Consider the following 25,042-nt stretch of genomic DNA (forward strand, 5'->3'; position numbering starts at 1 on the left):
GGCGTGACACTTACGCAGCCGTCACACGCAAGCAAAAATTACGCGGCACGGCAACCCGCCTGAAAGCGCCGAGACGGGCGTTTTTCCGCAAGCACCCACACCTCGTGCCCGCCTGCGCAAACAGGCCTTGCTCCACACATTTCCCACCGCGGAATCGAATGCGGCGTATGCCACCGAACCGACAATCCCGTGTTGATCCGTCACAAGTCTTTATATAATTCCTGGAAATTAACTTATTACCAAAAATCCAAAGACACCTATGGAGCAGCATCCATGACCCCAAGGTCCCTGACTGGCGCACTCGTCCTGGGCGCGCTCTACGCCGCCTCGGCCGGGGCTCAAGGCGCACCTGACGGCAAGCAGATCAGCACCCAGGGCGCGAATGGCGCCCCCGCCTGTATCACCTGCCACGGCGCCCGTGGCGAAGGCAATCCGGCCGCCGGGTTTCCGCAACTGGCCGGCATGGGCGGTGCCTATCTGGAAGAACAGCTCGAAGCCATGGCCAACGGCTCGCGCATCAGCCCCGTCATGGCCGCCACCGCCAAGGCGCTGGATCCGGCGCAGCGCAAGGCCGTGGCGCTGTACTACGCCTCGCTGCCGTCCGCATTGGACACCGACAAGCTCGCCGCCACCGCCATGCATCCGGTCAAGCCGGCCGACACCGGCGCCTGGCTGGCTACCCGCGGCGCCTGGGACAAGAACGTGCCGGCCTGTAATCAATGTCACGGGCCGGGCGGCATCGGCGTCGGCGCGAATTTCCCCGCGCTGGCGGGCCAGCCCGCCGCCTACATCGCGGGCCAACTGCGCGCCTGGCAACAAGGCCAGCGCCCGCCGGGTCCGCTGGGCCTGATGCCTGCCGTGGCCACCCGCCTCTCCAGCGCCGAGATCGACGCCGTGTCCGCATACTACGCAGGCCTGCCCAAGGCAGCCGACCAGCTTGCCGCGCAAGCCAACACCGCCGCGGGAGCCCAGCAATGACCGCCACCAGCCTGCGCCTGCTGTCCGCCGCCTGTCTGTTCGCATCCGCCGCCACTTTTGCGGCCGAACCCCGCCCGTCCTTCACGCCGCCATCCGCCGCGTCCATCCCCGACAACGATTTCGGCAAAGCCGTACGCGAAGGCGAGCAGATATTCCTGCATACGCCGCAGAAGGCCGGCAAGTTCGTCGGCAACGACCTGAACTGCGCCAGCTGTCACCTGGACGCCGGCCGCCGCGCCGATTCCGCGCCGATGTGGGCGGCCTATGTGCTGTACCCGGCGTATCGCGCCAAGAATGGCCACGTCAACACCTTGGCCGAACGCCTGCAAGGGTGCTTCCGCTTCAGCATGAACGGCAAGGCGCCAGCCGCCGACGATCCCACGCTGACCGCGCTGCAGACCTACATGTTCTGGCTGGCCAGCAAGGCGCCTACCGGCGTGGTGCTGGAAGGCCAGGGCTACCGCAAGTTGCCGCCGCCCGCCAAGAAAGCGGACTACGTGCGTGGCAGCGAGGTCTACGCGCAGTATTGCGCCGTCTGCCACGGCGCCGAGGGCGGGGGGCAGAAGAACGGCAAGCACTGGGTATTCCCCGCCCTGTGGGGCGCGGACTCGTTCAACTGGGGCGCGGGCATGCACCAGATCGGCAATGCCGCCGGCTTCATCAAGGCCAATATGCCGCTCGGGCAGGCCGGCATGCTGAGCGACCAGGAAGCCTGGGACGTCGCCTACTTCATGAATGCGCATGAACGCCCGCAGGATCCGCGCTACACCGGGTCCGTCGCCGCGACTCGGGCCAAGTACCACGACTCCGACGATTCGCTGTACGGCATCGAGGTCAACGGCCATCTGCTGGGCAGCGACTCCCCGCCGTCCGGCGGCAAGCTGACCCAGGCCGCGGCCAAGGCTGGCGGCTGAATCCCGCGTCCGCAAATCGCGTGGCTGGGCTGCGGGTTGCCCCCTGCCCGGCCGCGTGATTTGTTATTCTTCGTGTCTCAGCATCACACGCCCGCCACATTCATGTCCGCCAATCCCGGAAACGTCTTCATGGTCGTCGCACCCAGCGGCGCCGGCAAATCCAGCTTGGTCAAGGCCTTGCTCCAGCAAGACCCCTCCATCCTGCTCTCCATTTCCTGCACCACCCGCGCGCCCCGCCCCGGCGAGGAAGACGGCCGCGAATACCGCTTCGTATCCGCGGACGAGTTCAAGCTCCTGCGCGAAGGCAACAATCTGCTGGAATGGGCGGAAGTGCATGGCAATTTCTACGGCACGCCGCGGGACCGCATCGACGAAGCCACGCGCGCCGGCCGCGACGTGCTGCTGGAAATCGATTGGCAAGGCGCGCGCCAGGTGAAGCAGCGCTTCCCCGGCGCGATCGGCGTGTTCGTGCTGCCGCCGTCCATCGATGAACTCGAAAGCCGGCTCAAGGCGCGCGGCCAGGATGCGCCGCAGGTGATCGCGCGCCGCCTGATGGCCGCGGGCGGCGAAATCGCCCACGCGCCTGAATGCGAATATGTTATTATTAATCAAGAATTTAGCGTGGCCTTGTCGGAACTGACTCAAATAGTTAGCGCCGCACGGCTGCGCTTTTCGTCTCAGGCCGCCCGCCATAGCCAGTTGTTCTCGCAACTTGGCATCCCGGCCGAGCACTGAGCCGAACGCATTCTCCCTATCCTCCATCAGCACCAGGTGTCCTAATGGCTCGCATTACCGTCGAAGACTGTCTGAATCAAATCCCCAATCGTTTCAAGCTCACGCTGGCCGCGACCTACCGCGCCCGCGAGTTGGCGCAAGGCCATGCCCCGCGCCTGGACAGCAAAGACAAGCCCACGGTCACTGCCCTGCGCGAAATCGCGGGCGGCCTCACCGGCGTGGAAATGCTGCGTAAAGTACCCACCTGATCGTTTCCGGGGGCGGCAAGCATGGCTTTTCCCGGGCTGAAGTACGCTTCATCAGGTCTACTTGCCGCACTACGCGCCGGCTCCCGTCTCGGGCGCCGCACGGGCAAGAAAGACAAGACTCCCCCCACGCCACCGTCCGTCGCCGCGCAAGAAGCGGCGGACGCGACCGCCTCGCCGGTCGCCTCGCTGGCGCCGCTGACCGAAATCATCGGCAGCTATCTCGACAAGAAAGACGTAGAGCGCGTGCGCGAAGCCTATCGCTTCGCGGACCAGGCTCACCTGGGCCAGTTCCGCGCCAGCGGCTCGCCCTACATCTCTCATCCCATCGCCGTCACGGAAATCTGCGCAGGCTGGAAGCTCGACGTCAACGCGTTGTCCGCCGCCCTGCTGCACGACGTGATGGAAGACCAGGGCATCGCCAAGCACGAACTGGCCGAGAAATTCGGCCCTGAAGTCGCCGAACTGGTCGATGGCCTGTCCAAGCTGGACCGCCTGGACTTCGCCACCAAGGCCGAACAACAGGCCGAAAGCTTCCGCAAGATGCTGCTGGCGATGGCGCGCGACGTGCGCGTCATCCTCATCAAGCTGGCCGACCGCCTGCACAATATGCGCACGCTGGACGCGGTCAACCCGGAAAAGCGCCGCCGCATCGCGCGCGAAACCCTGGACATCTACGCGCCCATCGCGCATCGCCTGGGCCTGAACCTGCTGTTCCGCGAACTGCAGGACCTGTGCTTCGCGGCCATGTACCCGAACCGCTACCAGGTGCTGTACAAGGCCGTGCTGGCCGCCCGCGGCAACCGCCGCGAAGTCATCACCAAGATCGCCGATTCGGTGCGGGCTTCACTGCCCGCCGCCGGCATCGAGGCCGAAGTCACCGGCCGCGAAAAAACGCTGTACGGCATCTACCGCAAGATGGTCGACCAGAAGAAGTCGTTTTCCGACGTCCTCGACATCTACGGTTTTCGCGTCATCGTGCACACCCTGCCCGAGTGTTACCTGGCCCTGGGTACGCTGCACCAGCTCTACCGGCCCGTGCCCGGCAAGTTCAAGGACTACATCGCCATTCCCAAGGTGAACGGCTACCAGTCCTTGCACACGACTCTGGTCGGCCCCTATGGCACGCCCGTGGAGTTCCAGTTCCGCACCCGCGACATGCATCACGTGGCGGAAGAAGGCGTGGCCTCGCACTGGCTCTACAAGGGCGCCGACCTGACCCTGAACGACCTGCAAAAGCGCACGCATCAGTGGCTGCAGTCGCTGCTGGACATCCAGAGCCAGACCGGCGACTCCGGCGAATTCCTGGAGCACGTCAAGGTCGACCTGTTCCCCGACGCGGTCTACGTGTTCACCCCGCGCGGCAAGATCATTTCGCTGCCCCGCGGCGCCACGCCGGTGGACTTCGCCTACGCGATCCACACCGACATCGGCAACCAGGCGGTGGCCGCCAAGGTCAACGGCGAATTCGTACCGCTGCGCACGGAACTCAACAGCGGCGACACAGTGGAAATCGTCACCTCGCCCGCCTCCCGTCCCAACGCGCAGTGGCTCAACTACGTGCGCACCGGGCGCGCGCGCTCCGAAATCCGCCACTACCTGCGCACGGTCAAGTACGAAGAATCGGTGGCCTTTGGCGAACGCCTGCTAGGCCAGGCGCTGCAGGAACTGCACATGCCCCTGCCCGCCACCGACGACCCGGCCTGGCAAAAGCTGGCGCGCAGCACTGGCGCCAGCTCGCGTGAGGAAATCCTGGCCGACATCGGCCTGGGCAAGCGCCTGGCTGCCGTGGTGGCGCGCCGTTTCGCACCCGAGCATCAACTGGTGGCGACCACGGCCGCGGCGGTGGACGAACTGACCTCGGCGCGCAGCGCCCCCATCCTGATCCAGGGCAACGAAGGCCAGGCCGTACAGTTGGCGCCTTGCTGCGGCCCCCTGCCCGGCGACCCCATCATCGCCGGCATGCGCATGGGACATGGGCTGGTGGTGCATACCGCCGACTGCCCGGTGGCGATGCGCCAGCGCCTGCGCGAGCCGGAACGCTGGATCAATGTCGCCTGGGACGCCCACACCGCCAAGCACCTGGCCACGCGCCTGGACATTGTCACGCGCAACGAGCGCGGCGTGCTGGGACGGCTGGCCGCGGAAGTCACGGCGGCCGATGCCAACATCGTGCACGTCACCATGCACGACGACGCGGTCGCCACGGTATCGTTGCATCTGACGATACAGGTCGACAGCCGCAAGCACCTGGCGCAGGTCATCCGCGCCATCCGCCATGTGCCTCAGGTGCAGAAGATCGTGCGCGTGAAGGGCTGAAGGGCCAGGCCGGCGCGCAGGGCCGACCCCGGCCCTGCGCGCCGCAATCAGGTCACGTGCTGCAGGAAATCCTTGAGCCGCTGGCTGGGCGGATTGCTCAGCAATTCGCCCGGAGGCCCGTCGTGGGCGATCTTGCCGGCATCGATAAAGATCAAGCGGCTGCCCACCTTGCGCGCGAACTCCATCTCATGCGTGACCACCACCATGGTCATGCCCTCCTCGGCCAGGTCGCGCATGACCTTGAGGACTTCGTGGCGCAGCTCCGGATCCAGCGCCGACGTGGGCTCGTCGAACAGCATCAGCTTGGGCTTGATGGCCAGTGCCCGCGCGATCGCCACGCGCTGCTGCTGGCCGCCGGACAGCTCCGACGGATAGTGGTTCATGCGCTCGGCCAGGCCGACCTTGGCCAGCAGGCTCTCGGCCAGTTCGCGCGCCTCGGCGCGGCTCTGGCCGCGCGTATGCACCGGGCCGAACATGACGTTTTCCAGCGCGGTCATCTGCGGGAACAGGTTGAACTGCTGGAACACCATGCCCGCTTCACGGCGGATTTCGCGCACTTGCGCCGCCCCGCCGTTCACGCTCAGGCCATCGACCAGCAAGTCGCCGCCATTGATGGTTTCAAGTACGTTGATGCAGCGCAGGAAGGTGGACTTGCCGGAGCCCGACGGCCCCACCACCACCACGACTTCGCCCGCGTCGATGTTCAGCGAAATGCCGTTGAGCACCATGGACTCGCCGAAGTTCTTGGTGACGTTGTGAAATTCGACCATGCTCATAGTATGCGCATCCTTCTTTCAACCAGATGCAGGGCCAGCGCCATGAGGCCGGTCAGGATCAGGTAAACGATCGCCACCGCCGACCAGATCTCGACGGCGCGGAAATTGCTGGCCATGATTTCCTGGCCCTGGCGGGTCAGCTCGGCCACGCCGATCACGATGAAGAGCGACGAATCCTTGAGGCTGATGATGCATTGGTTGCCCAGCGGCGGAATCATGCGGCGAAACGCCACTGGCCCGATGATGTGAAAGAGAATCTTGTGAAACGGCAGCCCCATGGCTTGACCCGCTTCCTTCAGGCCCTTGTGCACGGATAGCAGCGCGCCGCGCACGATTTCAGAGATATAGGCCCCGGAATTGATGATGAGCGTGACAATCGCCGCCCATTCCGCGTCCACCCGGATGTTCGCCAGCAGGGGCAAGGCGAAATAGATGAACATCACCTGCACCACGATGGGCGTGCCGCGGATGACGGCGACGTAGACCTGCGCGATGGCCGACAGCACGGGATGCCCGTAGGCCCGCGTCACGCCGGATAGCGCGCCCAGCAAAAAGCCGCCGAACAAGCCCCAGAACGTGATCTTGATGGTCATGAGCGTACCCTCGAGCAAATTGGGTAGCGCGTCCCTGATTACAGTCCAGTCAAACTCCACGATATTCCCCCTATGGCGCGGCGCCGCGGCATGGCACGGCGGGAGCGGCGCGGGACCGCCCGCCGGGCTGCGGCGCGGCGGCCGGCATCAGCCGGCGCTGGCCGATGCCGGACGGTCCCGGAACGCAAAGCGGACCCGTATGCTCAGGGCTTCTTGCCGAACCACTTGGTGTAGATGGCGTCGTACTGGCCGTTGGCCTTCAGCGTGGCCAGCGCCTTGTTCACCTGCGGCACCAGATCGCTGCCCTTGGGGAAGGCGATCCCATAGAAGTCGCCGCTCTTGACCGAGCCCACCACCTTCACGCGGCCCTTGCCGGCCGTGTTGGCGTAGTACTGGACATTGGGCGTGTCGTGCACCGCCGCGTCCACGCGGCCCGTGGCCAGTTCCAGATAGGCGTTGTCGATGTTCGGGAACAGCTTGAGCTTGGCGTCCGGCACCTGGGCCTTCAGGAAGTCCACGGTGGCGGTGCCGGTCTTGACGGCGACGGTCTTGCCGGCCAGGGACTTGGCATCCTTGATGTCGGTGTTCTTTTCGCCGACCAGGATGGCCAAACCGCTTTCGTAATAAGGATCGGAGAAGTCGATGACCTTCTTGCGGTCGTCGCGGATCGTGATGCCCGCCAGCGCTGCGTCGATGTTCTTGGTCTGCAGGCCCGGGATGATGCCAGCGAAGTCCATGGGCTGCAGCTTGTACTTGAGGTTGAGTTCCTTGGCGATGGCCGCCCAGAGATCAACGTCGAAGCCCACATAGGTATTACCCTGCTTGAACTCGAACGGCACGAAAGCGGTATCGGTGGCCACCACCAATTCCTTGCCTTGGGCCTGCGCGCCGGAGGCGGCGCCGAACATGGCCACGGACAGGCCGACCAGCGCGGCGGCGACTTTGCGTTTGATCATGAAACTCTCCTCTTGGGGACCAGTCGGCACCCCGGGGTTGTTGTAGGGGCATGATTCCTGGGCCGCGCCGGGGTCTCCGGCACAGCTTACCGCCGATCTTAACGCATACGTCCCCACCCGGCAGCGGCCGGAAAATTTACAATCCGCATGACACCCGGAGGATTCCCATGCCCTACAAATACGTGCGCATTGCCGGCAACCGGCGTCAGGCCGGCCTGGCGCTGGGCAAGCTGGCGCGCCCCCTGATGGCAACCTATCTGGAGCAAAGCCGCAGCTGGGACGCGCTGCGGCCGTGGCGCAGCCACGCCTTCCTGGACACGCTGGCGCAACAGGCGCAAACGGCTCTGCCGGCCGTCTGGGAAGAGCTGGAAGGCATGGCGGAAGGCCTGCGCATGCCAATCGAGGACGTGCTGCTGTGGAACTGCCGCGGCGACCTGCTGCACAGCACCACCGACGGCTGCACCTCGGTCGCGCTGAGGGCGGCGGACGGCACGCGCTGGATCGGCCACAACGAGGACGGCGATCCCTACCTGCATGGGCGCTGCCATCTGGTCGACGTGGCGCTGGACGATGCGCCCGGCTATGTCAGCTTCTATTACCCCGGTTCCCTGCCCGGCCACACCTTCGGCGCCAACCGCGCCGGGCTGGTCCAGACCATCAACAACCTGCGCATCCGGCAACGGCATCCGGGCGTGCCGCGCATGCTCATGGCGCGCGCGCTGCTGGATTGTGCCACCCTGGACGAGGCCGTCGGGCTGTTGCGCGAACTGCCGCATTCCGGCGGCTTCCATCACACCCTGGGCGCGGCCGGCGACGCGCGCCTGCTCAGCGCCGAAGTCACGCCGGGCTCAGTCTCCATCCTGGAGATCGGCACGCGCTACGGCCATGCCAATCACATCGTGCATGCGGACATGGGCGGCGTGGCGCAACTCGTCACGGACTCGTCGCGGGCGCGGCAGAACCGCATCGAAGGGATCGTCGACGGCTGGTCCGGCAGCACCGGCCGCGACGATGTGATCGCCGCCTTGCACGACACCGAGGGAAAGCTGCCGATATTGCGCACTGCGGCGGACGATCCGGATGACGAGAACACCTTGGCGACCGCGCTGTTCGAGATCGGAGAAAGCGAAGTGACCTTGCGGGTGTATGACCGGAAGGCGAAGGCGGACATTGCCTTGGATGTCATGTCGGATGCCGGGTAACCCGCGAGCGCTACGCGGAAAAGCAACGGCCGCGTCATTGCTGACGCGGCCGCTTTGTTGGCAATAGGCTGGGCGGTCAGGGGTTACGCCTGGCCGTAGCCGCCGCCTCCGGGAGTTTCGATAACGAAGATATCGCCCGGATGCAGTTGCGCGCTGTCTTGCGGGCCCAGTTCCTGGATCGACCCGTCCGCACGCTCGACCGAATTTCGGCCCATGGCGCCGGGCTGTCCGCCTGCCAGGCCGAACGGCGCATACCGCCGGTTGTTCGACAGGATGGCCGCCGTCATGTCCTCCAGGAAGCGGATGCGGCGCACGCCGCCCTCGCCGCCCGGATAGCGGCCGGCGCCGCCCGAACCCTTGCGGATTTCGTAGGACTCCAGGCGCACCGGGAAACGGAACTCCAGCACTTCGGGATCCGTCAGGCGCGAGTTGGTCATGTGCGCCTGCACCAGCGAAGTCCCCGCGAAGCCTTCGTCGTGGGGACCCGCCGCGTCGATGCGCACCGGACCCGCGCCCGTGCCGCCCGAGATGGTCTCGTAGTACTGATGACGCGCATTGCCGAACGTGAAGTTGTTCATCGTGCCCTGGCTCGCGGCCAGCACGCCCAGCGCGCCGTACAACGCGTTGACGATGCACATGGAGGTTTCCACGTTGCCCGCCACCACCGAGGCCGGTGGATTCGGGCGCAGCATCGAGCCTTCCGGCAGGATGATGGACAGCGGCACCAGGCAGCCGTCGTTCAGCGGAATGTCGTCATTGACCAGCGTGCGGAACACGTACAGCACCGCCGCCACGGCGATGGCGCCGGGTGCGTTGAAGTTGTTGTCCAGCTGGTTGGACGTGCCGGTGAAGTCCACCACGGCGCTGCGCGCTTCGGTGTCCACCTTCACGGCCACGCGGATCATCGCGCCGTTGTCCAGCGGGTATTCGTAGCTGCCGTCCTTCAGCACCGAGATCACGCGGCGCACCGCCTCTTCGGCGTTGTCCTGCACGTGCCCCATATAGGCGCGGACCACGTCCAGGCCGAAGTGGTCGCACATGCGCAGCAGCTCCTGCACGCCCTTTTCGTTGGCGGCGATCTGCGCGTGCATGTCGGCGATGTTCTGGTCCGGGTTACGCGCGGGCCAGCGGCCCGATCCCAGGATGCCGCGGGCTGCAGCCTCGCGGAACTCGCCGTTCTTCACCAGCTGGAAGTTGGTGAAGAGCACGCCCTCGTCTTCCACCGTCTTGGAATCCGGCGGCATGGAGCCCGGCGTGGTGCCGCCGATGTCGGCGTGGTGGCCGCGTGATCCCACGTAGAACAGGATCTCGCGTCCGTCGCGGTCGAACACCGGGGTGATGACCGTGACGTCGGGCAAGTGCGTGCCGCCATGGTACGGATCGTTCACCACATAGGCGTCGCCAGGCTGCATGTTGCCGGCATTGGCGTGCATGACGGTGCGCACGGATTCGCCCATGGAACCCAGGTGCACCGGCATGTGCGGCGCGTTGGCGATCAGGCGGGCCTGGGCATCGAAGATTGCGCAGGAGAAGTCCAGGCGTTCCTTGATGTTGACCGAATAGGCCGTGTTCTGCAGCCGGTAGCCCATCTGCTCGGCGATCGACATGAAGAGGTTGTTGAAGACCTCCAGCATGACCGGATCGGCCTGCGTGCCAATAGCGCGGCGTTCCGGACGGGCTTCGACCCGGCGGATCACGAAGTGGTCCTGCGCCGTCAGTTCCGCCTGCCAGCCGGTTTCGACCACCGTGGTCTGGTTGGGCTCGGAAATGATGGCGGGCCCCGCCACCACGTCGCCACCCGCCATGTCCTCGCGCACATACAGGGGCGTGTCGCGCCAGGCGCCGCCGCTGTACATGCGGACGACGCGGCTCGGAGCCAGGGCGCCATCGCGCAGCCGCGCAGCGGTCGCTTCGCTGACGCGCTCGCCGCCGCCCGTGGCTTCGACCGAAATGGTCTCTACCACCAGTTCGCGGTTGGGCATCAGGAAGGAATAGCGCAGGCGGTAGGCCGTCTCGAAATCCTTGCGCGCCTGCTCCAGATCCGTGTAGGCCACTTCCAGCGAGGTGTCCGTGCCGCGGTACTTCAGGTGCAGGCGGCGCTGCACGCTGATATCGCTTTCGGCCACATGCTGGCGGCGCAGTTCGCCCACGGCCTGGCCGGCCAGCTCATCCAGTTCGCCCTGGAGCGCCTGCATCAGGTCCGCGTCCAGCACCTTTTCGACCGTCTTCTGGCGCATGTCGGTCTGGTCAGCCAGGCCCATGCCATAGGCCGACAGCACGCCGCCCAGCGGGTGCGCGAACACGGTCGTCATGCCCAGCGCGTCTGCGACCAGGCAGGCGTGCTGGCCGCCCGCGCCGCCGAACACGGTCAACGCGTATTCAGTCACGTCGTGGCCGCGCTGCACCGAAATGCGCTTGATGGCCTCGGCCATATTGCCCACCGCGATTTCCAGGAAACCCTCGGCGAGCTGTTCCGGACTCATCTCGCGGCCGGTGGCGGCACGCACTTCGTCTGACATGGCGGTAAAGCGCGCCACGACCGCGTCACGGTCCAGGGGCTCATTGGCCTCGGGGCCGAAGACCTTGGGGAAGAAATCCGGTTGGATCTTGCCCAGCAGGACGTTGCAGTCCGTCACCGCCAGCGGGCCGCCGCGGCGATAGCACGCGGGACCAGGATTGGCGCCGGCCGAATCCGGACCCACGCGCAGCCGCGCGCCGTCGAAATGCAGGATCGAACCGCCGCCCGCCGCCACCGTGTGGATACTCATCATGGGCGCGCGCATGCGCACGCCGGCCACCTGGGTCTCGAATTCGCGTTCGAATTCACCGGCATAGTGAGATACGTCGGTGGAGGTGCCGCCCATGTCGAAGCCGATGACCTTCGGAAAGCCCGCGATCTCGCTGGTGCGCACCATGCCGACGATGCCGCCGGCAGGCCCCGAAAGAATGGCGTCCTTGCCGCGGAAGCGGTGCGCGTCGGTCAGGCCGCCGCTCGATTGCATGAACATCAGGCGGATGCCAGGCAGTTCGCCAGCCACCTGGTCCACATAGCGCATCAAGATGGGCGACAGATAGGCGTCCACCACCGTGGTATCGCCGCGCGACACGAACTTGATCAGCGGGCTGACCTCGTGCGAGGCCGACACCTGCGGGAAGCCCACTTCACGCGCGATGCCGGCAGCGATGCGCTCGTGTTCCGGCGCATGCCAGGCATGCATGAAGACGATGGCGACGGCACGGATGCCGCTGTCGTAGGCCGCCTGAATGGCCGCGCGCAGCGCTTCCCGGTCCAGCTCGCGGATCACTTCGCCGTCGGCCGCCACGCGCTCGTCCGCTTCCACCACGGATTCGTACAGCATCTCGGGCAAGAGGACGTTGCGGTCGAACAGGCGCGGACGGTTCTGGTACGCAATGCGCAGGCCGTCGCGAAAGCCGCGGGTCGTCACCAGCAAGGTGCGCTCGCCCTTGCGTTCCAGCAAGGCGTTGGTGGCCACCGTGGTGCCCATCTTCACGCACTCGACCTGATCGGCAGGCACGTGCTGGCCGGGCGCGATGCCCAGCAGCTTGCGGATGCCGGCCACGGCCGCGTCGCGGTACTGCTCCGGGTTTTCCGAGAGCATCTTGGCCGTGGTGGTCGTGCCATCGGGACGCCGCGCCACGATGTCGGTAAAGGTACCCCCACGGTCAATCCAGAATTGCCACTTCATAGCTGTCCTTGCAAACAAAGAGTCGCCGCGGCGCATGCGGCCGCGCGCGGGTAAATGGAATCAGAGAGAGGTCGCCGCGCGCGCGGCCTGGTCGTACAGGCCGGACAACGCGCGCAAGGTGTGCGCCAATTGGCGGCTGTAGTCCAGCCCGCCCCCGCCCGGCGCGTCCAGGCCGGCGGTCAGGCATTGTTCGCGGATCTCGGCGTAGCGCTTAAGGATGGCCGCGCCTTCCGGGGTCACGCTGTAGAAGACTTCCTTGCTGTTGCGCTCGCCCTTGACCACGCCGAGGCGGTCCAGCTTCTTGAGCGCATAGCTGACGATGTGCGTGTCCTCGACGTTCAGCGTGAAGCAGATGTCGGCCAGCTTCTTGGGCCTTTCACGGTGATAGACATGATGAAAGACCATCACGTCGGTGGGCGTCAGGTCGGGCAGCCCGGCCGCCGCCATGCAGCGCACGGTCCAGCGGTCGAAGGCGTGGCTGGCGATCATCAGGCCGAACTCCACCTCGGAGAGGTCGGGCGCGCTGCCGCCGGCCAGATGGGCTGATGATGCAATCAAAGCAGGTGTCATGGGAGACGCAAGCCGAGTTTATATGAGCGAAATACTAATAATTTATCTATATTTCATCAATAAAAAATACGAACGAGGTGCGGAAAATCCCCTCATTCGAGGGAATACCCCTAGAAAATTCCAGACCGGAAAGGCGGTTTAAGGCGCCGACCACCCCATGGGCAGATTGGCCCGGATCAGCCAGCCGGCGATGGAAATCCGCGGCGCGATCTCGGGCATGGGATCGCCCGGACCGAACCAGCGCGCGTCGGCGATCTCGTCTTCCTGGACGCGGATATCACCCGACACGTAGTCCGCCGTGAACGCGACCATGAGCGAATGCGGAAACGGCCAGGATTGGCTACCGAAATACTGCAGGTTGCCGACCTTCAAGCCGACTTCCTCGTGGACCTCGCGATGGATGGTCTGCTCGATGCTTTCGCCAGGTTCGACGAAGCCGGCCAGCGCGGTGTAGCGCGAGGTGGCCGTGGTGGTGTGGCGCGCCAGCAGGATGCTGTCGCCCTTGCGGATCAGCACCATCATGGCCGGCGAAATGCGCGGATAGGCCGAAAAGCCGCAGGACGGGCAGCGCAGGCAGAACTCGGTGGGCACGCGCTCCGCCAGCGTGCCGCAGACGCCGCAGAACCGGTGCGTGCGCGCCCATTCGGCGATCTGGTAGGCGCGGCCGGCCAGCGCCATGCGTTCGTCGTCCAGCACGCCGAAGAGCGAGCGCAGCTTCCTGAAGGCATAGCCTTGCGGCGGCTCCATGCCCGGCTCCACGTGCACGGTGCGGTACGGCGAACCGGGCAATGCCCAGATGGGCTGCAAGGCCGCAGCCGCCACGCCTATCTGTACGCACAAGGCGGTGTCCGGCAAGACGGCGGACGTCTCTTCGACCAGCAATTCATCACGACGGAAAACGAAATTCACACACGCCTCTGCACCATGCATTCGATACGCAATGTTAGAAGAAAAACAGCTGCCGCATTACGTTTGCGCAAAGATTGAACCCTCAATGATCGACGCTGCGCGCGGCTGTTAGGAATAACCCGTAAAGACGCGATTTCACGCGCCCTGCCGCCGCATAGCAACATAGAATGGCACGGCTTTTCAGCTGCGCGTCATCGCCGCGGCGCACTCTTTCGCAATGCCTTTCGGGCACAACCCGGCTTCACCATTCGCAAAGAAGGACCCACCCATGCACAAGAAAATTTCCCTGCTCGCCGGCAGCATCGTCCTGGCGTTCAGCGCAGGCGCACAGGCGCAAACGAAATGGGATCTGCCCACGGCCTATCCGGCCAGCAACTTCCACGTCGAGAACCTGACCACCTTCGTCAAGGACGTGGATACGCTGTCGGAAGGCAAGCTGAAGATCACGCTGCACAACAACGCCTCGCTGTACAAGGCGCCCGAGATCAAGCGCGCGGTGCAAGGCAATCAGGCGCAGATCGGCGAGATCCTGCTGACCAACTTTGCGAACGAAGACCCGATCTACGAACTGGACGGCCTGCCCTTCCTGGCCACCGGCTACGACGCTTCGTTCAAGCTCTACCAGGCGCAGAAGCCCTTCCTCGAAAAGAAGCTGAATTCGCACGGCATGACGCTGCTGTACGCGGTGGCCTGGCCGCCCCAGGGCATCTTCGCCAACAAGGACATCAAGCAGATCAGCGACATGAAGGGCCTGAAGTGGCGCGCCTACAGCCCGGTAACCGCCAAGATCGCCGAACTGGTCGGCGCGCAGCCCGTCACGGTGCAACAGGCTGAACTGGCCCAGGCCATGGCCACCGGCGTGATCGATTCCTACATGTCCTCGGCATCGACCGGCTACGACACCAAGACCTACGAGTACATCAAGAAGTTCTACGACACCCAGGCCTGGCTGCCGAAGAACGCCATCATCGTCAACAAGAAGGCGTTCGACGCGCTCGACCCCGCGACCCAGGCTGCCCTGAAGAAGGCCGGCGCGCAGGCCGAGGAACGCGGCTGGAAGCTGTCGCAGGAAAAGAACAAGTGGTACCAGGAAGAACTGGCCAAGAACGGCATGGAAACCATCAAGCCCACGGTCGAGCTGAAGGAAGGCCTGTCGGTGATCGGCAAGCGCATGCTGGACGACTGGCTGAAGAAAGCCGGCGCCGACGGCCAGGCCATGATCGACGCCTACAAGAAGCAGTGATATTTCCATGCGCCGCTTTCTAGATGGTTTATACGGCGCGGCCGGCCTGCTGGCCGGCCTGTGCACGATCGGCGTCCTGGTGTCGGTGCTGGCCGCGATCATCGCGCGCCAACTCAGCATGAACATCCCCGGCACGGACGCCTATGCCGGGTACTTCATGGCCGCCGCCGGTTTCCTTGCATTAGCCAGCACGTTCAAGCACGGCGAGCACATCCGAGTCACGCTGCTGCTCAATTCGCTCCAGCCGGCCGCGGGTCGCAGGCTGGATATCTTCGCCCTGGCGGCCGGCTCCCTGCTGGCTGCCGCCTTCGCATTCTTCAGCGTCAAGCTGACTTACGACTCCTGGCAGTTCAACGACATCTCCACCTCCAACGACGCCACGCCGCTCTGGATTCCCCAGCTCAGCATGGCCGTGGGCACGGTGCTGTTCCTGGTCGCCCTGATCGACGAACTGATCCGGCGCTCACGCGGCCTGGCCGCCGCTACTTCGCAGCAAACCCATGAATGAACTACTCGTCATAACCCTATTGGTCGTCTCGATCTTCGCGCTGCTGGGCTGCGGCGTCTGGGTCGGCCTGACCCTGGCGGGGACCGCATGGATCGGCATGGAGATCTTCTCCAGCCGGCCGGCGGGCGATGCCATGGCCGTCACCATCTGGGGCGCGTCCTCCAGCTGGACGCTGACCGCCCTGCCGCTCTTTTTGTGGATGGGCGAAATCCTGTTCCGCACGCGGCTGTCCGAAGACCTGTTCAAGGGGCTCGCCCCCTGGCTCAATCGCCTGCCCGGGCGGCTGCTGCACACCAACGTGATCGGCTGCGCCATCTTCGCCGCAGTCTCGGGCTCGTCCGCGGCGACCTGCGCCACGGTCGGCAAGATGACCATCCCGGAGCTGACGCGCCGCGGCTATCCCGAGGACAAGATCCTCGGCACGCTGTCCGGCGCCGGCACCCTGGGCCTGCTGATTCCGCCATCCATCATCATGATCGTGTACGGCGTGGCGGCGGACGTGTCCATCGCCAAGCTGTTCATCGCGGGCATCGTGCCGGGCATCCTGCTGGCCCTGCTGTTCATGGGTTACATCGCCTGGTGGGCGATCCGCAACCCCAGCCAGGTGCCGGCGGCCGATCCGGGCCTGTCGCTGATGCAGAAGCTGTCGCGTTCGCGCCACCTGATCCCGGTGATGCTGCTGATCGGCGCGGTGCTGGGGTCGATCTACACTGGCATCGCCACCGCCACGGAAGCGGCCGCGGTCGGCGTGGTGGGGGCCCTGTTCCTCTCCGCGCTGCAGGGGTCGCTGAACCGCTCCACCTTCATGCAATCGCTGCTGGGCGCTACCCGGCTGTATTGCATGATCGCGCTGATCCTGGCGGGCGCGCAGTTCCTGACGCTGGCCATGGGCTATATCGGCCTGCCGCGCGCGCTGGCCGAATGGATCGGCGGACTGGGCCTGTCGCAGTTCTGGCTGATCATGGCGCTGATGGTGTTCTTCATTATCCTGGGCTGCTTCCTGGACGGCATTTCCATCGTCGTGCTGACCATGGGCGTGCTGCTCCCCACGGTGCAGGCCGCCGGCATCGACCTGATCTGGTTCGGCATTTTCATCGTATTCGTTGTGGAAATGGCACAGATCACCCCGCCGGTCGGGTTCAACCTGTTCGTGCTGTCCGGCATGAGCGGCAGGGAATTGCCCTACATCGCACGCGCCTCGCTGCCGATGTTCTTCCTGATGATCCTGGCGGTGCTGCTGCTCTATGCCGTGCCTGGCATAGCGACGTGGCTGCCGCTGCACATGACGCTATAGCGCGTTGCCAACCAGAACCCCGTTCCCTGAACGGGGTTTTTTTTGGCCCCTGCTCGCGCACCCTACCCGCTCCCCCTGTTTTGCTCTTCTGTAAACCAGGGAAAACTCCAAAAAACTACAGGTGTTGTTCGCGCCCCAACTTTTCTAGAATTCCCAGGCGCTGATACGTTGCAACATTACGGCGTATATGTGCATATGCGGCCATCGCCCGGACCCGCGCTTACCCGAAGCGTCGGTGCGACAGCCCAGCGCCTGACGATCCGCCAGGCGCAACCAGCCGGGCCACAAGCCCGGCGCCACTAAAAAATAGCGCTACCCAGGAGGAGCCCCCGCATGAAACGCATTACCCTTTCCCTCGCCCTTGCAGGCCTGGGCTTGGCCGCCGGCACGGCCCAAGCCGAAACCAGCGTCACCCTCTACGGCATTGCCGACGTCAGCATCCGCTACTTGAGCACCAGCGCCGGCAGCGTCGGCGCGGACGGCAGCCGCGTGTCGATGGAGAACGGCGCCATTTCCAACAGCCGTTGGGGCCTGCGCGGCTCCGAAGACCTGGGCAACGGCAACCGCGCCTTCTTCCGCCTGGAAAACGGCTTCAACATGCAGAACGGCCGCGGCTCGGATCCCAGCAAGACCTTCAGCCGCCTGGCCTATATCGGCCTGGATGGCGGCAACATCGGCGCGCTGACCCTCGGCCTGCAGAACACCCCGATGTTCGACCTGCTGGCCGACTACTTCGACCCGCTGACCGTCGGCAACTACGACCAGAACGCCTGGCTGCCCGCCGCCATGTCGCGGGTGCGCACCAACAATATGACGAAGTACTCCAACACCATTGGAGACCTGGCGTTCGTGCTCTCGTGGGCCAACGGCGACGACTACAACGACCACAAGGCCGGCCAGCAGTACGGCGCCAGCCTGCGCTACACCGTCGGCAACCTGGGCCTGGGCGCGGCCTACCAGCAGACCTACGATGGCACGGATTCCGATCTGCGCCAGCGCGTCTGGAACCTGAACGCGTCCTATCAGTTCGAAGGCGCCAAGGTGTTCGCCGGCTACTACAACGGCCGCGACGAAACCGGCTGGGTCAACGCCGTCATGGGCGGCGCCCAGGCCGCCGGCCTGGACCGCAAGGATAACGGCTACTTCGCCGGCGTCACCTGGCAGGCCACGCCGCGCTGGGCCCTCACCGGCGCCGCCTACTACGACCAGAGCAAGAACGTGGTCGAAGACGGCGACAAGGGCAAACGCTACGCGCTGGTCGCCGTGGCCGAGTACTCGCTGTCCAAGCGCTCGCAGGTCTACGGCACCGTGGACTGGAACAAGGTCAGCGATGCCGCCAGCGGCGAAATCACCGGCAAGAGCAACCAGCTCGGCGCCGCAGTGGGCTTCCGCCACATCTTCTGATGACTGTCCGCGCCGGACGCCTTGCGCGTCCGGCGCGGTTTCATCGCCCCCCCCCCAGATTTACATCCCCAGATACGCCTTGCGCACCTCGTCAGAGGCCGCCAGTTCCGCCGCTTCGCCCGACAGCGCCACCCTCCCGCTCTGCATCACATAGGCGCGCGCCGCGACTTCCAGCGCCTGCGCCATGTTTTGTTCCACCAACAGGACCGACAGGCCGTCGTCGCGGTTCAGGGCAGCCAACGCATCGAATACCTGTTCCACCAGCAAGGGCGACAGACCCAGGCTGGGCTCGTCGATCAAGAGCAGGCGCGGACCGCTCATCAGCGCCCGGCCGATCGCCAGCATCTGGCGCTCGCCGCCGGACATGGTGCCGGCAAGCTGCGCGCGGCGCTCCTTCAGTCGTGGGAACAAGGCGTACACCCGTTCCAGGCGTTCGCCGTACACGCGCTCGTCCCGCACCGTGTAGGCGCCCAGGCGCAGGTTCTGCTCCACCGGCTGGCGCGCGAACACGCGGGCGCCTTCGGGAATCATGGAGATGCCCTGGGTCACCAGCCTGTCCGGCGGCGTGCCGGTGATGTCCCGGCCTTCGAACACTACCCGTCCGCCCTTGGGCTTGACCGCCCCCACGATGGCCAGCAAGGTGCTGGACTTGCCCGCGCCGTTGGCGCCCAGCAAGGCCGCAATCTCGCCCGGCCTGACTTCCAACGACACGCCGCGCACTGCCTGTACGCCACCATAGGCCACGTTCAGCTCTTCCACTTTCAGCATCGCATCAGGCACGGTGCTTTCTCCCCAGATAGGCTTCAATCACGGCCGGGTTGCGCACGATTTCCTGCGGCGCGCCCTCGGCGATCATCTGGCCGAAGTTCAGCACCAGCACCCGCTGGGCCAGCCGCATGACCACCTCCAGCACATGTTCCACGATGATGAGCGTGACGCCCGACGCGTGGATGCCGCGCAGGATCTCGGCCAGGGCGATGGCCTCGGCCGGGTTGAGGCCGCCCGCCACTTCATCGAGCAGCAGCATGCGCGGCTCGGTCGCCAGCGCCCGCGCCAGCTCGACGCGCTTCTGGCCGGCCACGTTGAGCTCTGCCGCCCGCACGTCGGCGCGTTCGGCCAGCCCCACCAGTTCCAACACGCGGGCCGATTCGCGGCGCGCGTCCTGCAGGCGCGGATGGCGCAGCAGCGCGCCGACCATGGCGTTCTCCAGCACCGTCATCTGGCCGAAGCTGCGCGGGATCTGATACGTGCGCACCAGGCCCATCGCCGCCACCTGCTCGGGCCGGCGCCCTATCATGGACTGGCCGTCGAAGGTCACCGCGCCGGAGGTGGGCTCGTGATGCCCCACCAAGCCGTTGAACAGGGTGCTCTTGCCCGCGCCGTTAGGGCCGATGATGGCGACGATCTCGCCCGCCTCGACCGACAGCGAGATGTCCTTGTTCGCGACCAGGCCGCCGAATTGCTTAGTCAGGTTCTTAACGTCGAGCAGAGCCACGGCGCCTCCTCAATGTGACCAGCCCGCCCGGCAGGAACATGGTGACCAGCAATATGGCCAGGCCGAAAACCAGCAGGTCCAGGCCCATGCCCGAACTGCCCCACAGCACGCGCGTACCCTCGGACAGCGGCAACAGCACCGCCGCGCCCAGCCAGGGGCCGACCAGCGTGCCGACGCCGCCCAGAATGGTCACCAGCACGACCTGCACCGACATCGTCAGATTGAACATGGATTCGGGGTCGATGAAGCCCACGTACATCGCGAAGAAGCCGCCCCACACGCCGGTCATGCCCGCCGACATCACGAAAGCCAGCATCTTGTAGCGGTCCGCGGGCACGCCCAGGCTGCGCGAGGCGGCCTCGTCGCCATTGATGGCGCGCCAGTAGAAGCCGGTCTTGGAATGCACCAGGAAGAAGGTGGCGCAGAAGGTCAGGAAGGCCAGGCCCACCGCGATCCAGTAGTACGGCACCTTGCTGCGGAACAGCAGCATCCACGCGGCATCGCCGATGGGCGCCTCCAGGCCGACGGCGCCGCCCGCCCATTCCCAGTTGATCATCAGCAGCAGCCCGATCTGCAGCAGCGCGATGGTGGCCATGGCGAAATAGTGGCCGGACAGCCGCAAGGTGGGGCCGCCCACCAGCCAGGCCAGCCCGGCGCTGATCAGCCCGCCCAGCGGGATGCCCAGCAGCGGCGTGAGCTTCAGGTGGTGCAGCAGCAACAAGGTGGTGTAGCCCCCTACCCCCACGAACACGCTGTGGCCAAAGGAGATCCGTCCCAGAAAGCCGCCGACGAGGTTCCAGCACGCGCCCAGCGCGCCGAACATGATGGCCAGCAGCAGCACCTGCAGGGTGAAGGCGTCCTTCACCACCAGCGGCACCAGGGCCATCAGGATGGCGGCCACGGCCGCCGCCGCGACCGGCCACTTGGGTACGCCCGCATACGCGGTGTCGATTCTGTTTGTCTTGTTCATCTCACCACCGCCCGAACAGGCCGCGCGGCCGATACCAGAGAACCAGGATGAACAGGATGAAGACGCTCACCGTCTTGAGCGCCGGCGCGACGAAGTAGCCCGTCATGGCCTCGATGATCCCGATCAGAATCCCCGCGATGAAGGCGCCCGGCAGCGACCCGAAGCCGCCCATGCACACCGCCACGAAAGCCAGCAGGCCGAACACCGTGCCCACCGAGGGAAACACATAGAAGAAGGTAGTGAGCAAGGCGCCGGCCAGGCCGACCGCCGCGCTGCCCAGCATCCAGACCTGGGCGTTGACCCGGTCCGGCGAAATGCCCACCAGGGCGGCGACCTGCCGATCTTCAGCCACCGCCTGCAAGGCATGGCCCCAGCGCGTGCGGTACACCAGGATGAACAGCGCGGCCACCACCACCAGCGCGATCAGGCCCGTCACCACCTGCGGCCGGCCCAGCGAAATGCCGGCCACCGTGACGCTGCCTGACACCAGGGTGTCAGGCAGGCTGCGGTAATCGGGACTGAAGGCGATGAAGGCGACCTGACGCAACACCAGCCCGAGGCCGAAAGTGGCCAGAATGACCGCCATCGCAGGCCCTTTCTGCAAGCGGCGAATGATGAGCGCGTAGGTCAAAAAGCCGACGAAGGCGAGCACGATGGCCACCAGCGGCGCCGATAGCGTGGGATCGATGTGGCCCAGCGTATAGAGCCAATAGGCGGCATACATGCCCAGCATCAGGAACTCGCCGTGGGCGAAGTTGATGACGTCGGTAATGCCCCAGATCAGCGCCAGCCCCACCGCCACCGCGGCATAGATCAGGCCGTTGAACAGGCCTGCCGAGAGAGCTTCAAACATGGAGTGCTCCTGCGGTGGGCCCCGCGGCCCGCCGCGTCTGTGGTTACTTCCAGGCGAACGGCAGCGTGGGCAGGCTCTTGTCCGTGCGGTATTTTTCCGGCCAGACCGTCTGGTAGGACGAACCCTTGAGCTCCAGGATCAGGCCCGAGCCCTTGGTGTTCTGGCCCTTGGCGTCGAATTGCACCCCGGCCCAGGGCATCGCGACCTGCGCCTCGCCCAGGTCGGTGGCGGCCAGTGCCTTGCGTATCGCCTCGGGATCGGTCGAGCCGGCCCGGTTGATCGCGTCGGCCAGCACCAGCACGCCCTGCATCGAACGGGCGTTGTTGCCGTTGAGATCCTTGCCGGTCTTGGCCTTGTACATGTCGTTGATCTTCTTCAACCCGGCCTTGGACGCCGCCACGTCGTTGCCCCAGACGTCGCGCGTCAGCACGCCCTGGACCTGCGGCCCCACTTCCTGCACGAAGCGCGAATCGATGAAGCCCGCATCGTTGGCCAGCAGCACCGGCGGCGCGTACTTGCTTTCCCGCATGGTGCGCACGAACAGCATGGCGTCCGAGGTATAGCTGGCGAAGATCGCCACGTCGGCCTTGGCGGCGGCCAGCTTCTGCACTTCGGCCGTCACCGAGGCCGAGCCCGCGCTGTAGGCAATGTTGGCGACCAGTTGGCGCTTGTATTGCTTGGCGAACTTTTCGACGGCCTTGTAGGTGTTCACGCCGAAGTCGGTGTTTTCGTACACCACGGCGATCTTGGCGGTCGGCACGGCCTTCACGCCGTCCAGGAACTGCATCATGTTCTCGACGAAGGTGTCGTCGTTGGGCGAGGTGCGGAAGAACCACTTGTAGCCGCGTTCGGTCAGGTCCGGACTGCTGGACTCGCCGTTCACATAGGGAATGCCGCGCTGCTCGGCGATGCGGCTGGCGGTCTTGGTCACGGCCGACTGGTAGGCGCCAGTCAGGGCCACGACTTTCTCCTGGTCGATCAGGCGCTGGGCGTCGGCCAGACCCACTTCAGGCTTGCCCTGGGAATCGCCGAACACCACTTCGATCTTGGCGCCGCCCAGCGCCGGCAGGCCGCTGCCCGCGGCCAGCGGTATGCCTTCCAGTTCGGGATGCGGATTGTTGATGATGTCGACCGCCAGTTCGACGGCGGCCTTGATTTCCGCCCCGGTGGAGGCCAAGGCGCCCGACAGGGGATAGATCGCGCCAATGCGCACGGCCTGCTGGGCCTGAGCGGGCACGGCGCACATCAGCGCCAGGCTCGCGGCGACACCCGCGATGAGCTTCATCTTCATAACTGGACTCCTGGATTGAACCGGCTAGGTGTGTAAGCAATTCATCTGCGCGGGCGGGTGCATCGCCTGGGCAATGGCCCCGTTCGCGGCGTCACGAGACCCTCCGGCCAGCCGGAAGGCCCCAGATTCAAAGCGTTGTCGCCATTTCCCCTTGTCCTATGATGGATCGTTCTGGTGGCACAACGGGTACTGCTGCACAAGTACGACTGCTGCCGCTTCCTGTTTACGCGCTGCCGGGAAACGACAGGCAAGCGGTCAAAACACCGCCATCCTGCTGTTGATAAGGTCCGTGACCAGCATGTGGCCCGGCGCGTGGGTAATGCAGAATTCCGGCCGCACGGCCGCGACCACCGACTGCGGCGTCACGCCACAAGCCCAGAACACGGGCATTTCGCCTTCGCGTATTTCCACCGGATCACCATAGTCCGGGCGGCTGATGTCGGCAATCCCGATCAACGCGGGGTCGCCGATGTGCACCGGCGCGCCGTGGACCGAGGGAAACCGCGAGGTCACCTGGATGGCGCGGATGGCGTCCGCAGCCTTCAGGGGACGCATGGACACGACCAGCGGGCCGCCGAACACGCCTGCGGCCAGGGTTGGGACATTGGTGCGGTACATGGGCACGTTGCAGCCCTGCTCGATGTGGCGCACGGGCAGGCCGTTATCCAGCATCGCTTCCTCGAACGAGAAGGAACAGCCGATCAGGAACGACACCAGGTCGTCGCGCCAAAGATCCCGCACGTCGGTGGGCTCGGCCACCAGCTCGCCGTTCTGCCAGACGCGATAGCGCGGGATGTCGCTGCGGATGTCGATGTCGTGGCCCAGTTCCGGCAAGGCGGGATCGCCCGGCTCGGACATGGCCAGCAAGGGACAGGGTTTGGGATTGCGCTGGCAGAAGTGCAGAAAGTCCGCGGCCAGCGCGCGCGGCAGGATCGCGAGGTTGGCCTGCACATGGCCCGGCGCGAGGTTCGCCGTGGGGCCGGTGAGCTTGCCGCTGCGCGCATCCAGGCGCGCCTGGCGGGCCAATTCCACGCTGGTGCGCACGGCAGGGTTCGTATGCATGTCCATCCCTTCAATGATGATTCCGGTATGGGGACATTGCACAGGAACCGCGGACCAGCGTCCAATCACAAGTTGCGATAGACCCCGATCAATATTCCTTATCAGGGTTAAGCCGGATGGCGCAGCGCCTCTTCACGCGCAATCTGCTGTGCCGCCTCGGCCACCGCGCGCGGGATCTGGCTATCCGGCCCCTGCATCCAGCAAGCGGTGTAGTGCAGCGGCGGCAAGGCCGGCGCCTTCACCTCCAGGATGCGCAATTCGCCCTGCGCCAACTCTTTGTGCAGGATGACGGGCGCGATGACGGCGGTGCCGATTGCGTCCTGCGCCATCCGCACGATGACGCTGAGCGCGGAACTGCCATACATGCGCGGCGCCTCCACGCCGGCCTGCTGCAGCAACTGGCGCACGGCGCGGTGCGGATCGGTGGTCGACGGATAGGTGATGACGGGCCATTCGGCCAGCCGCTTCAGGGCGATCGGCTGGCGTCCGACCTTGAGCTTGGGGCTGGCCACCCAGGACAGGGGGTAGTTGCAGAGATAGAGATTCTCGATGCGGGGCTCTTCCATCGGCCCCAGCAGGAACGCCAGGTCGATCTGGCGCGAGGCCAGCTGCGTCTTCAGCACCGTGGTCGTATCCACCTGGATCTCGACCATCAGCGCCGGATAGACGTCGTGCAGATGCTCCATCAAGGTAGGCAGCCAGGTATGCACGATGGTTTCCGAGACGCCCAGCCTGAGCGTGCCGCTCATGACGCTCTTGGCGCGCGCGGCCTCCTGCATGTCGCGCCGCATCTGCAGCATGCGCTCCGCATGCGACAGCAGTTCGCGGCCCTTGCCCGTCAGCTTGATGCCGCGGGTGTCGCGGTCGAACAGACGCACGCCCAGATCCGATTCCAGCGACGCGATGCGCTGGGAAATGGCGGGCTGGGTGGCGTTGAGCTTCTCGGCCGCGGCCCGGAACCCGCCCAGGGTGGCGACCCAGAAGAAGGTCTCGATATTGCGCAGATCGATCATGGCGG

Annotated in this window: 23 protein-coding genes; 10 read left to right on the plus strand and 13 right to left on the minus strand. The window is 65.5% G+C overall.

Annotated elements, in window-relative coordinates; all coding sequences use genetic code 11:
• The first annotated feature begins 273 nt into the window (after positions 1-273).
• The 5 genes from IPU70_RS03975 (at position 274) to IPU70_RS03995 (ending at position 5,191) form a co-directional block, all read left to right on the plus strand.
• On the plus strand, positions 274-978 hold the full coding sequence (locus IPU70_RS03975; RefSeq protein ID WP_207465119.1) for a c-type cytochrome: 705 nt from the start codon (positions 274-276) through the stop codon (positions 976-978).
• On the plus strand, positions 975-1,892 hold the full coding sequence (locus IPU70_RS03980; RefSeq protein WP_207465121.1) for a c-type cytochrome: 918 nt from the start codon (positions 975-977) through the stop codon (positions 1,890-1,892). The genes IPU70_RS03975 and IPU70_RS03980 overlap by 4 nt, the downstream gene beginning before the upstream one ends.
• A gap of 102 nt (positions 1,893-1,994) precedes the next feature.
• Positions 1,995-2,627: a guanylate kinase gene (gene gmk / locus IPU70_RS03985; RefSeq protein ID WP_013393999.1), complete on the plus strand. Its 633-nt coding sequence runs from the start codon at positions 1,995-1,997 to the stop codon at positions 2,625-2,627.
• 44 nt (positions 2,628-2,671) lie between these two features.
• Positions 2,672-2,875, plus strand: a complete 204-nt coding sequence (rpoZ, locus tag IPU70_RS03990) for a DNA-directed RNA polymerase subunit omega (protein ID WP_006219679.1) — start codon at positions 2,672-2,674, stop codon at positions 2,873-2,875.
• 21 nt (positions 2,876-2,896) lie between these two features.
• Positions 2,897-5,191 carry a bifunctional (p)ppGpp synthetase/guanosine-3',5'-bis(diphosphate) 3'-pyrophosphohydrolase gene (locus IPU70_RS03995; protein ID WP_063959721.1) on the plus strand — a complete coding sequence of 765 codons (2,295 nt, stop codon included), beginning with the start codon at positions 2,897-2,899 and terminating at the stop codon, positions 5,189-5,191.
• Positions 5,192-5,238: 47 nt separating this feature from the next.
• Here the strand turns inward: IPU70_RS03995 and glnQ are convergent, their stop codons facing one another.
• From glnQ to glnH, 3 genes are all read right to left on the minus strand, one after another.
• Positions 5,239-5,967 (minus strand): glutamine ABC transporter ATP-binding protein GlnQ, encoded by a 729-nt coding sequence (glnQ, locus tag IPU70_RS04000; protein WP_013394001.1) that lies wholly within the window; start codon positions 5,965-5,967, stop codon positions 5,239-5,241.
• Complete coding sequence (glnP, locus tag IPU70_RS04005; RefSeq protein ID WP_207465122.1) at positions 5,964-6,620, minus strand: glutamine ABC transporter permease GlnP; 657 nt, start codon at positions 6,618-6,620, stop codon at positions 5,964-5,966. Before glnP ends, glnQ begins: the two co-directional genes overlap by 4 nt.
• 143 nt (positions 6,621-6,763) lie before the next feature.
• A complete protein-coding gene (glnH, locus tag IPU70_RS04010; protein WP_013394003.1) occupies positions 6,764-7,516 on the minus strand; it encodes a glutamine ABC transporter substrate-binding protein GlnH in 753 nt (250 codons plus the stop codon).
• A gap of 167 nt (positions 7,517-7,683) precedes the next feature.
• On the opposite strand from glnH, the gene IPU70_RS04015 reads away from it, so the two are divergent.
• Complete coding sequence (locus IPU70_RS04015; protein WP_207465124.1) at positions 7,684-8,718, plus strand: C45 family peptidase; 1,035 nt, start codon at positions 7,684-7,686, stop codon at positions 8,716-8,718.
• Positions 8,719-8,801: 83 nt separating this feature from the next.
• Here IPU70_RS04015 and IPU70_RS04020 read toward each other — a convergent pair whose 3' ends face one another.
• The 3 genes from IPU70_RS04020 to nudC all read right to left on the minus strand — a co-directional run bounded on the left by IPU70_RS04020 (position 8,802) and on the right by nudC (position 13,904).
• Complete coding sequence (locus IPU70_RS04020; protein ID WP_207465126.1) at positions 8,802-12,425, minus strand: hydantoinase B/oxoprolinase family protein; 3,624 nt, start codon at positions 12,423-12,425, stop codon at positions 8,802-8,804.
• 60 nt (positions 12,426-12,485) lie between these two features.
• Positions 12,486-12,995: a winged helix DNA-binding protein gene (locus tag IPU70_RS04025; protein ID WP_207465127.1), complete on the minus strand. Its 510-nt coding sequence runs from the start codon at positions 12,993-12,995 to the stop codon at positions 12,486-12,488.
• Between the two features lie 138 nt (positions 12,996-13,133).
• Entirely contained in the window at positions 13,134-13,904 is a 771-nt protein-coding gene (nudC, locus tag IPU70_RS04030) for an NAD(+) diphosphatase (protein WP_207465129.1), read from the minus strand.
• Between the two features lie 268 nt (positions 13,905-14,172).
• On the opposite strand from nudC, the gene IPU70_RS04035 reads away from it, so the two are divergent.
• The 4 genes from IPU70_RS04035 to IPU70_RS04050 all read left to right on the plus strand — a co-directional run bounded on the left by IPU70_RS04035 (position 14,173) and on the right by IPU70_RS04050 (position 18,353).
• A complete protein-coding gene (locus IPU70_RS04035; protein WP_013394008.1) occupies positions 14,173-15,147 on the plus strand; it encodes a TRAP transporter substrate-binding protein in 975 nt (324 codons plus the stop codon).
• Positions 15,148-15,154: 7 nt separating this feature from the next.
• Positions 15,155-15,655 carry a TRAP transporter small permease gene (locus IPU70_RS04040; protein WP_207465130.1) on the plus strand — a complete coding sequence of 167 codons (501 nt, stop codon included), beginning with the start codon at positions 15,155-15,157 and terminating at the stop codon, positions 15,653-15,655.
• Positions 15,648-16,949: a TRAP transporter large permease gene (locus IPU70_RS04045; protein WP_013394010.1), complete on the plus strand. Its 1,302-nt coding sequence runs from the start codon at positions 15,648-15,650 to the stop codon at positions 16,947-16,949. The genes IPU70_RS04040 and IPU70_RS04045 overlap by 8 nt, the downstream gene beginning before the upstream one ends.
• Before the next feature lie 333 nt (positions 16,950-17,282).
• Positions 17,283-18,353 (plus strand): porin, encoded by a 1,071-nt coding sequence (locus IPU70_RS04050; protein ID WP_207465131.1) that lies wholly within the window; start codon positions 17,283-17,285, stop codon positions 18,351-18,353.
• A gap of 60 nt (positions 18,354-18,413) precedes the next feature.
• Here the strand turns inward: IPU70_RS04050 and IPU70_RS04055 are convergent, their stop codons facing one another.
• From IPU70_RS04055 to IPU70_RS04085, 7 genes are all read right to left on the minus strand, one after another.
• Positions 18,414-19,121, minus strand: coding sequence for an ABC transporter ATP-binding protein (locus tag IPU70_RS04055; protein ID WP_207465355.1), 708 nt, complete (start codon positions 19,119-19,121; stop codon positions 18,414-18,416).
• Between the two features lie 4 nt (positions 19,122-19,125).
• Positions 19,126-19,848: an ABC transporter ATP-binding protein gene (locus tag IPU70_RS04060; protein WP_207465132.1), complete on the minus strand. Its 723-nt coding sequence runs from the start codon at positions 19,846-19,848 to the stop codon at positions 19,126-19,128.
• Complete coding sequence (locus tag IPU70_RS04065; protein WP_207465133.1) at positions 19,829-20,818, minus strand: branched-chain amino acid ABC transporter permease; 990 nt, start codon at positions 20,816-20,818, stop codon at positions 19,829-19,831. The genes IPU70_RS04060 and IPU70_RS04065 overlap by 20 nt, the downstream gene beginning before the upstream one ends.
• Before the next feature lies 1 nt (position 20,819).
• On the minus strand, positions 20,820-21,671 hold the full coding sequence (locus tag IPU70_RS04070) for a branched-chain amino acid ABC transporter permease (RefSeq protein WP_207465134.1): 852 nt from the start codon (positions 21,669-21,671) through the stop codon (positions 20,820-20,822).
• A gap of 43 nt (positions 21,672-21,714) precedes the next feature.
• The gene (locus IPU70_RS04075) at positions 21,715-22,962 is read right to left on the minus strand and encodes an ABC transporter substrate-binding protein (RefSeq protein ID WP_013394016.1); all 1,248 of its coding nucleotides are present in this window, start codon (positions 22,960-22,962) and stop codon (positions 21,715-21,717) included.
• Positions 22,963-23,217: 255 nt separating this feature from the next.
• The gene (locus IPU70_RS04080) at positions 23,218-24,024 is read right to left on the minus strand and encodes a putative hydro-lyase (RefSeq protein WP_207465135.1); all 807 of its coding nucleotides are present in this window, start codon (positions 24,022-24,024) and stop codon (positions 23,218-23,220) included.
• Positions 24,025-24,131: 107 nt separating this feature from the next.
• A complete protein-coding gene (locus IPU70_RS04085) occupies positions 24,132-25,037 on the minus strand; it encodes a LysR family transcriptional regulator (RefSeq protein WP_207465136.1) in 906 nt (301 codons plus the stop codon).
• Positions 25,038-25,042: the final 5 nt, after the last annotated feature.

The sequence above is a fragment of the Achromobacter sp. SD115 genome (genome assembly GCF_017355315.1).
GTDB lineage: Bacteria > Pseudomonadota > Gammaproteobacteria > Burkholderiales > Burkholderiaceae_B > Achromobacter > Achromobacter xylosoxidans_B.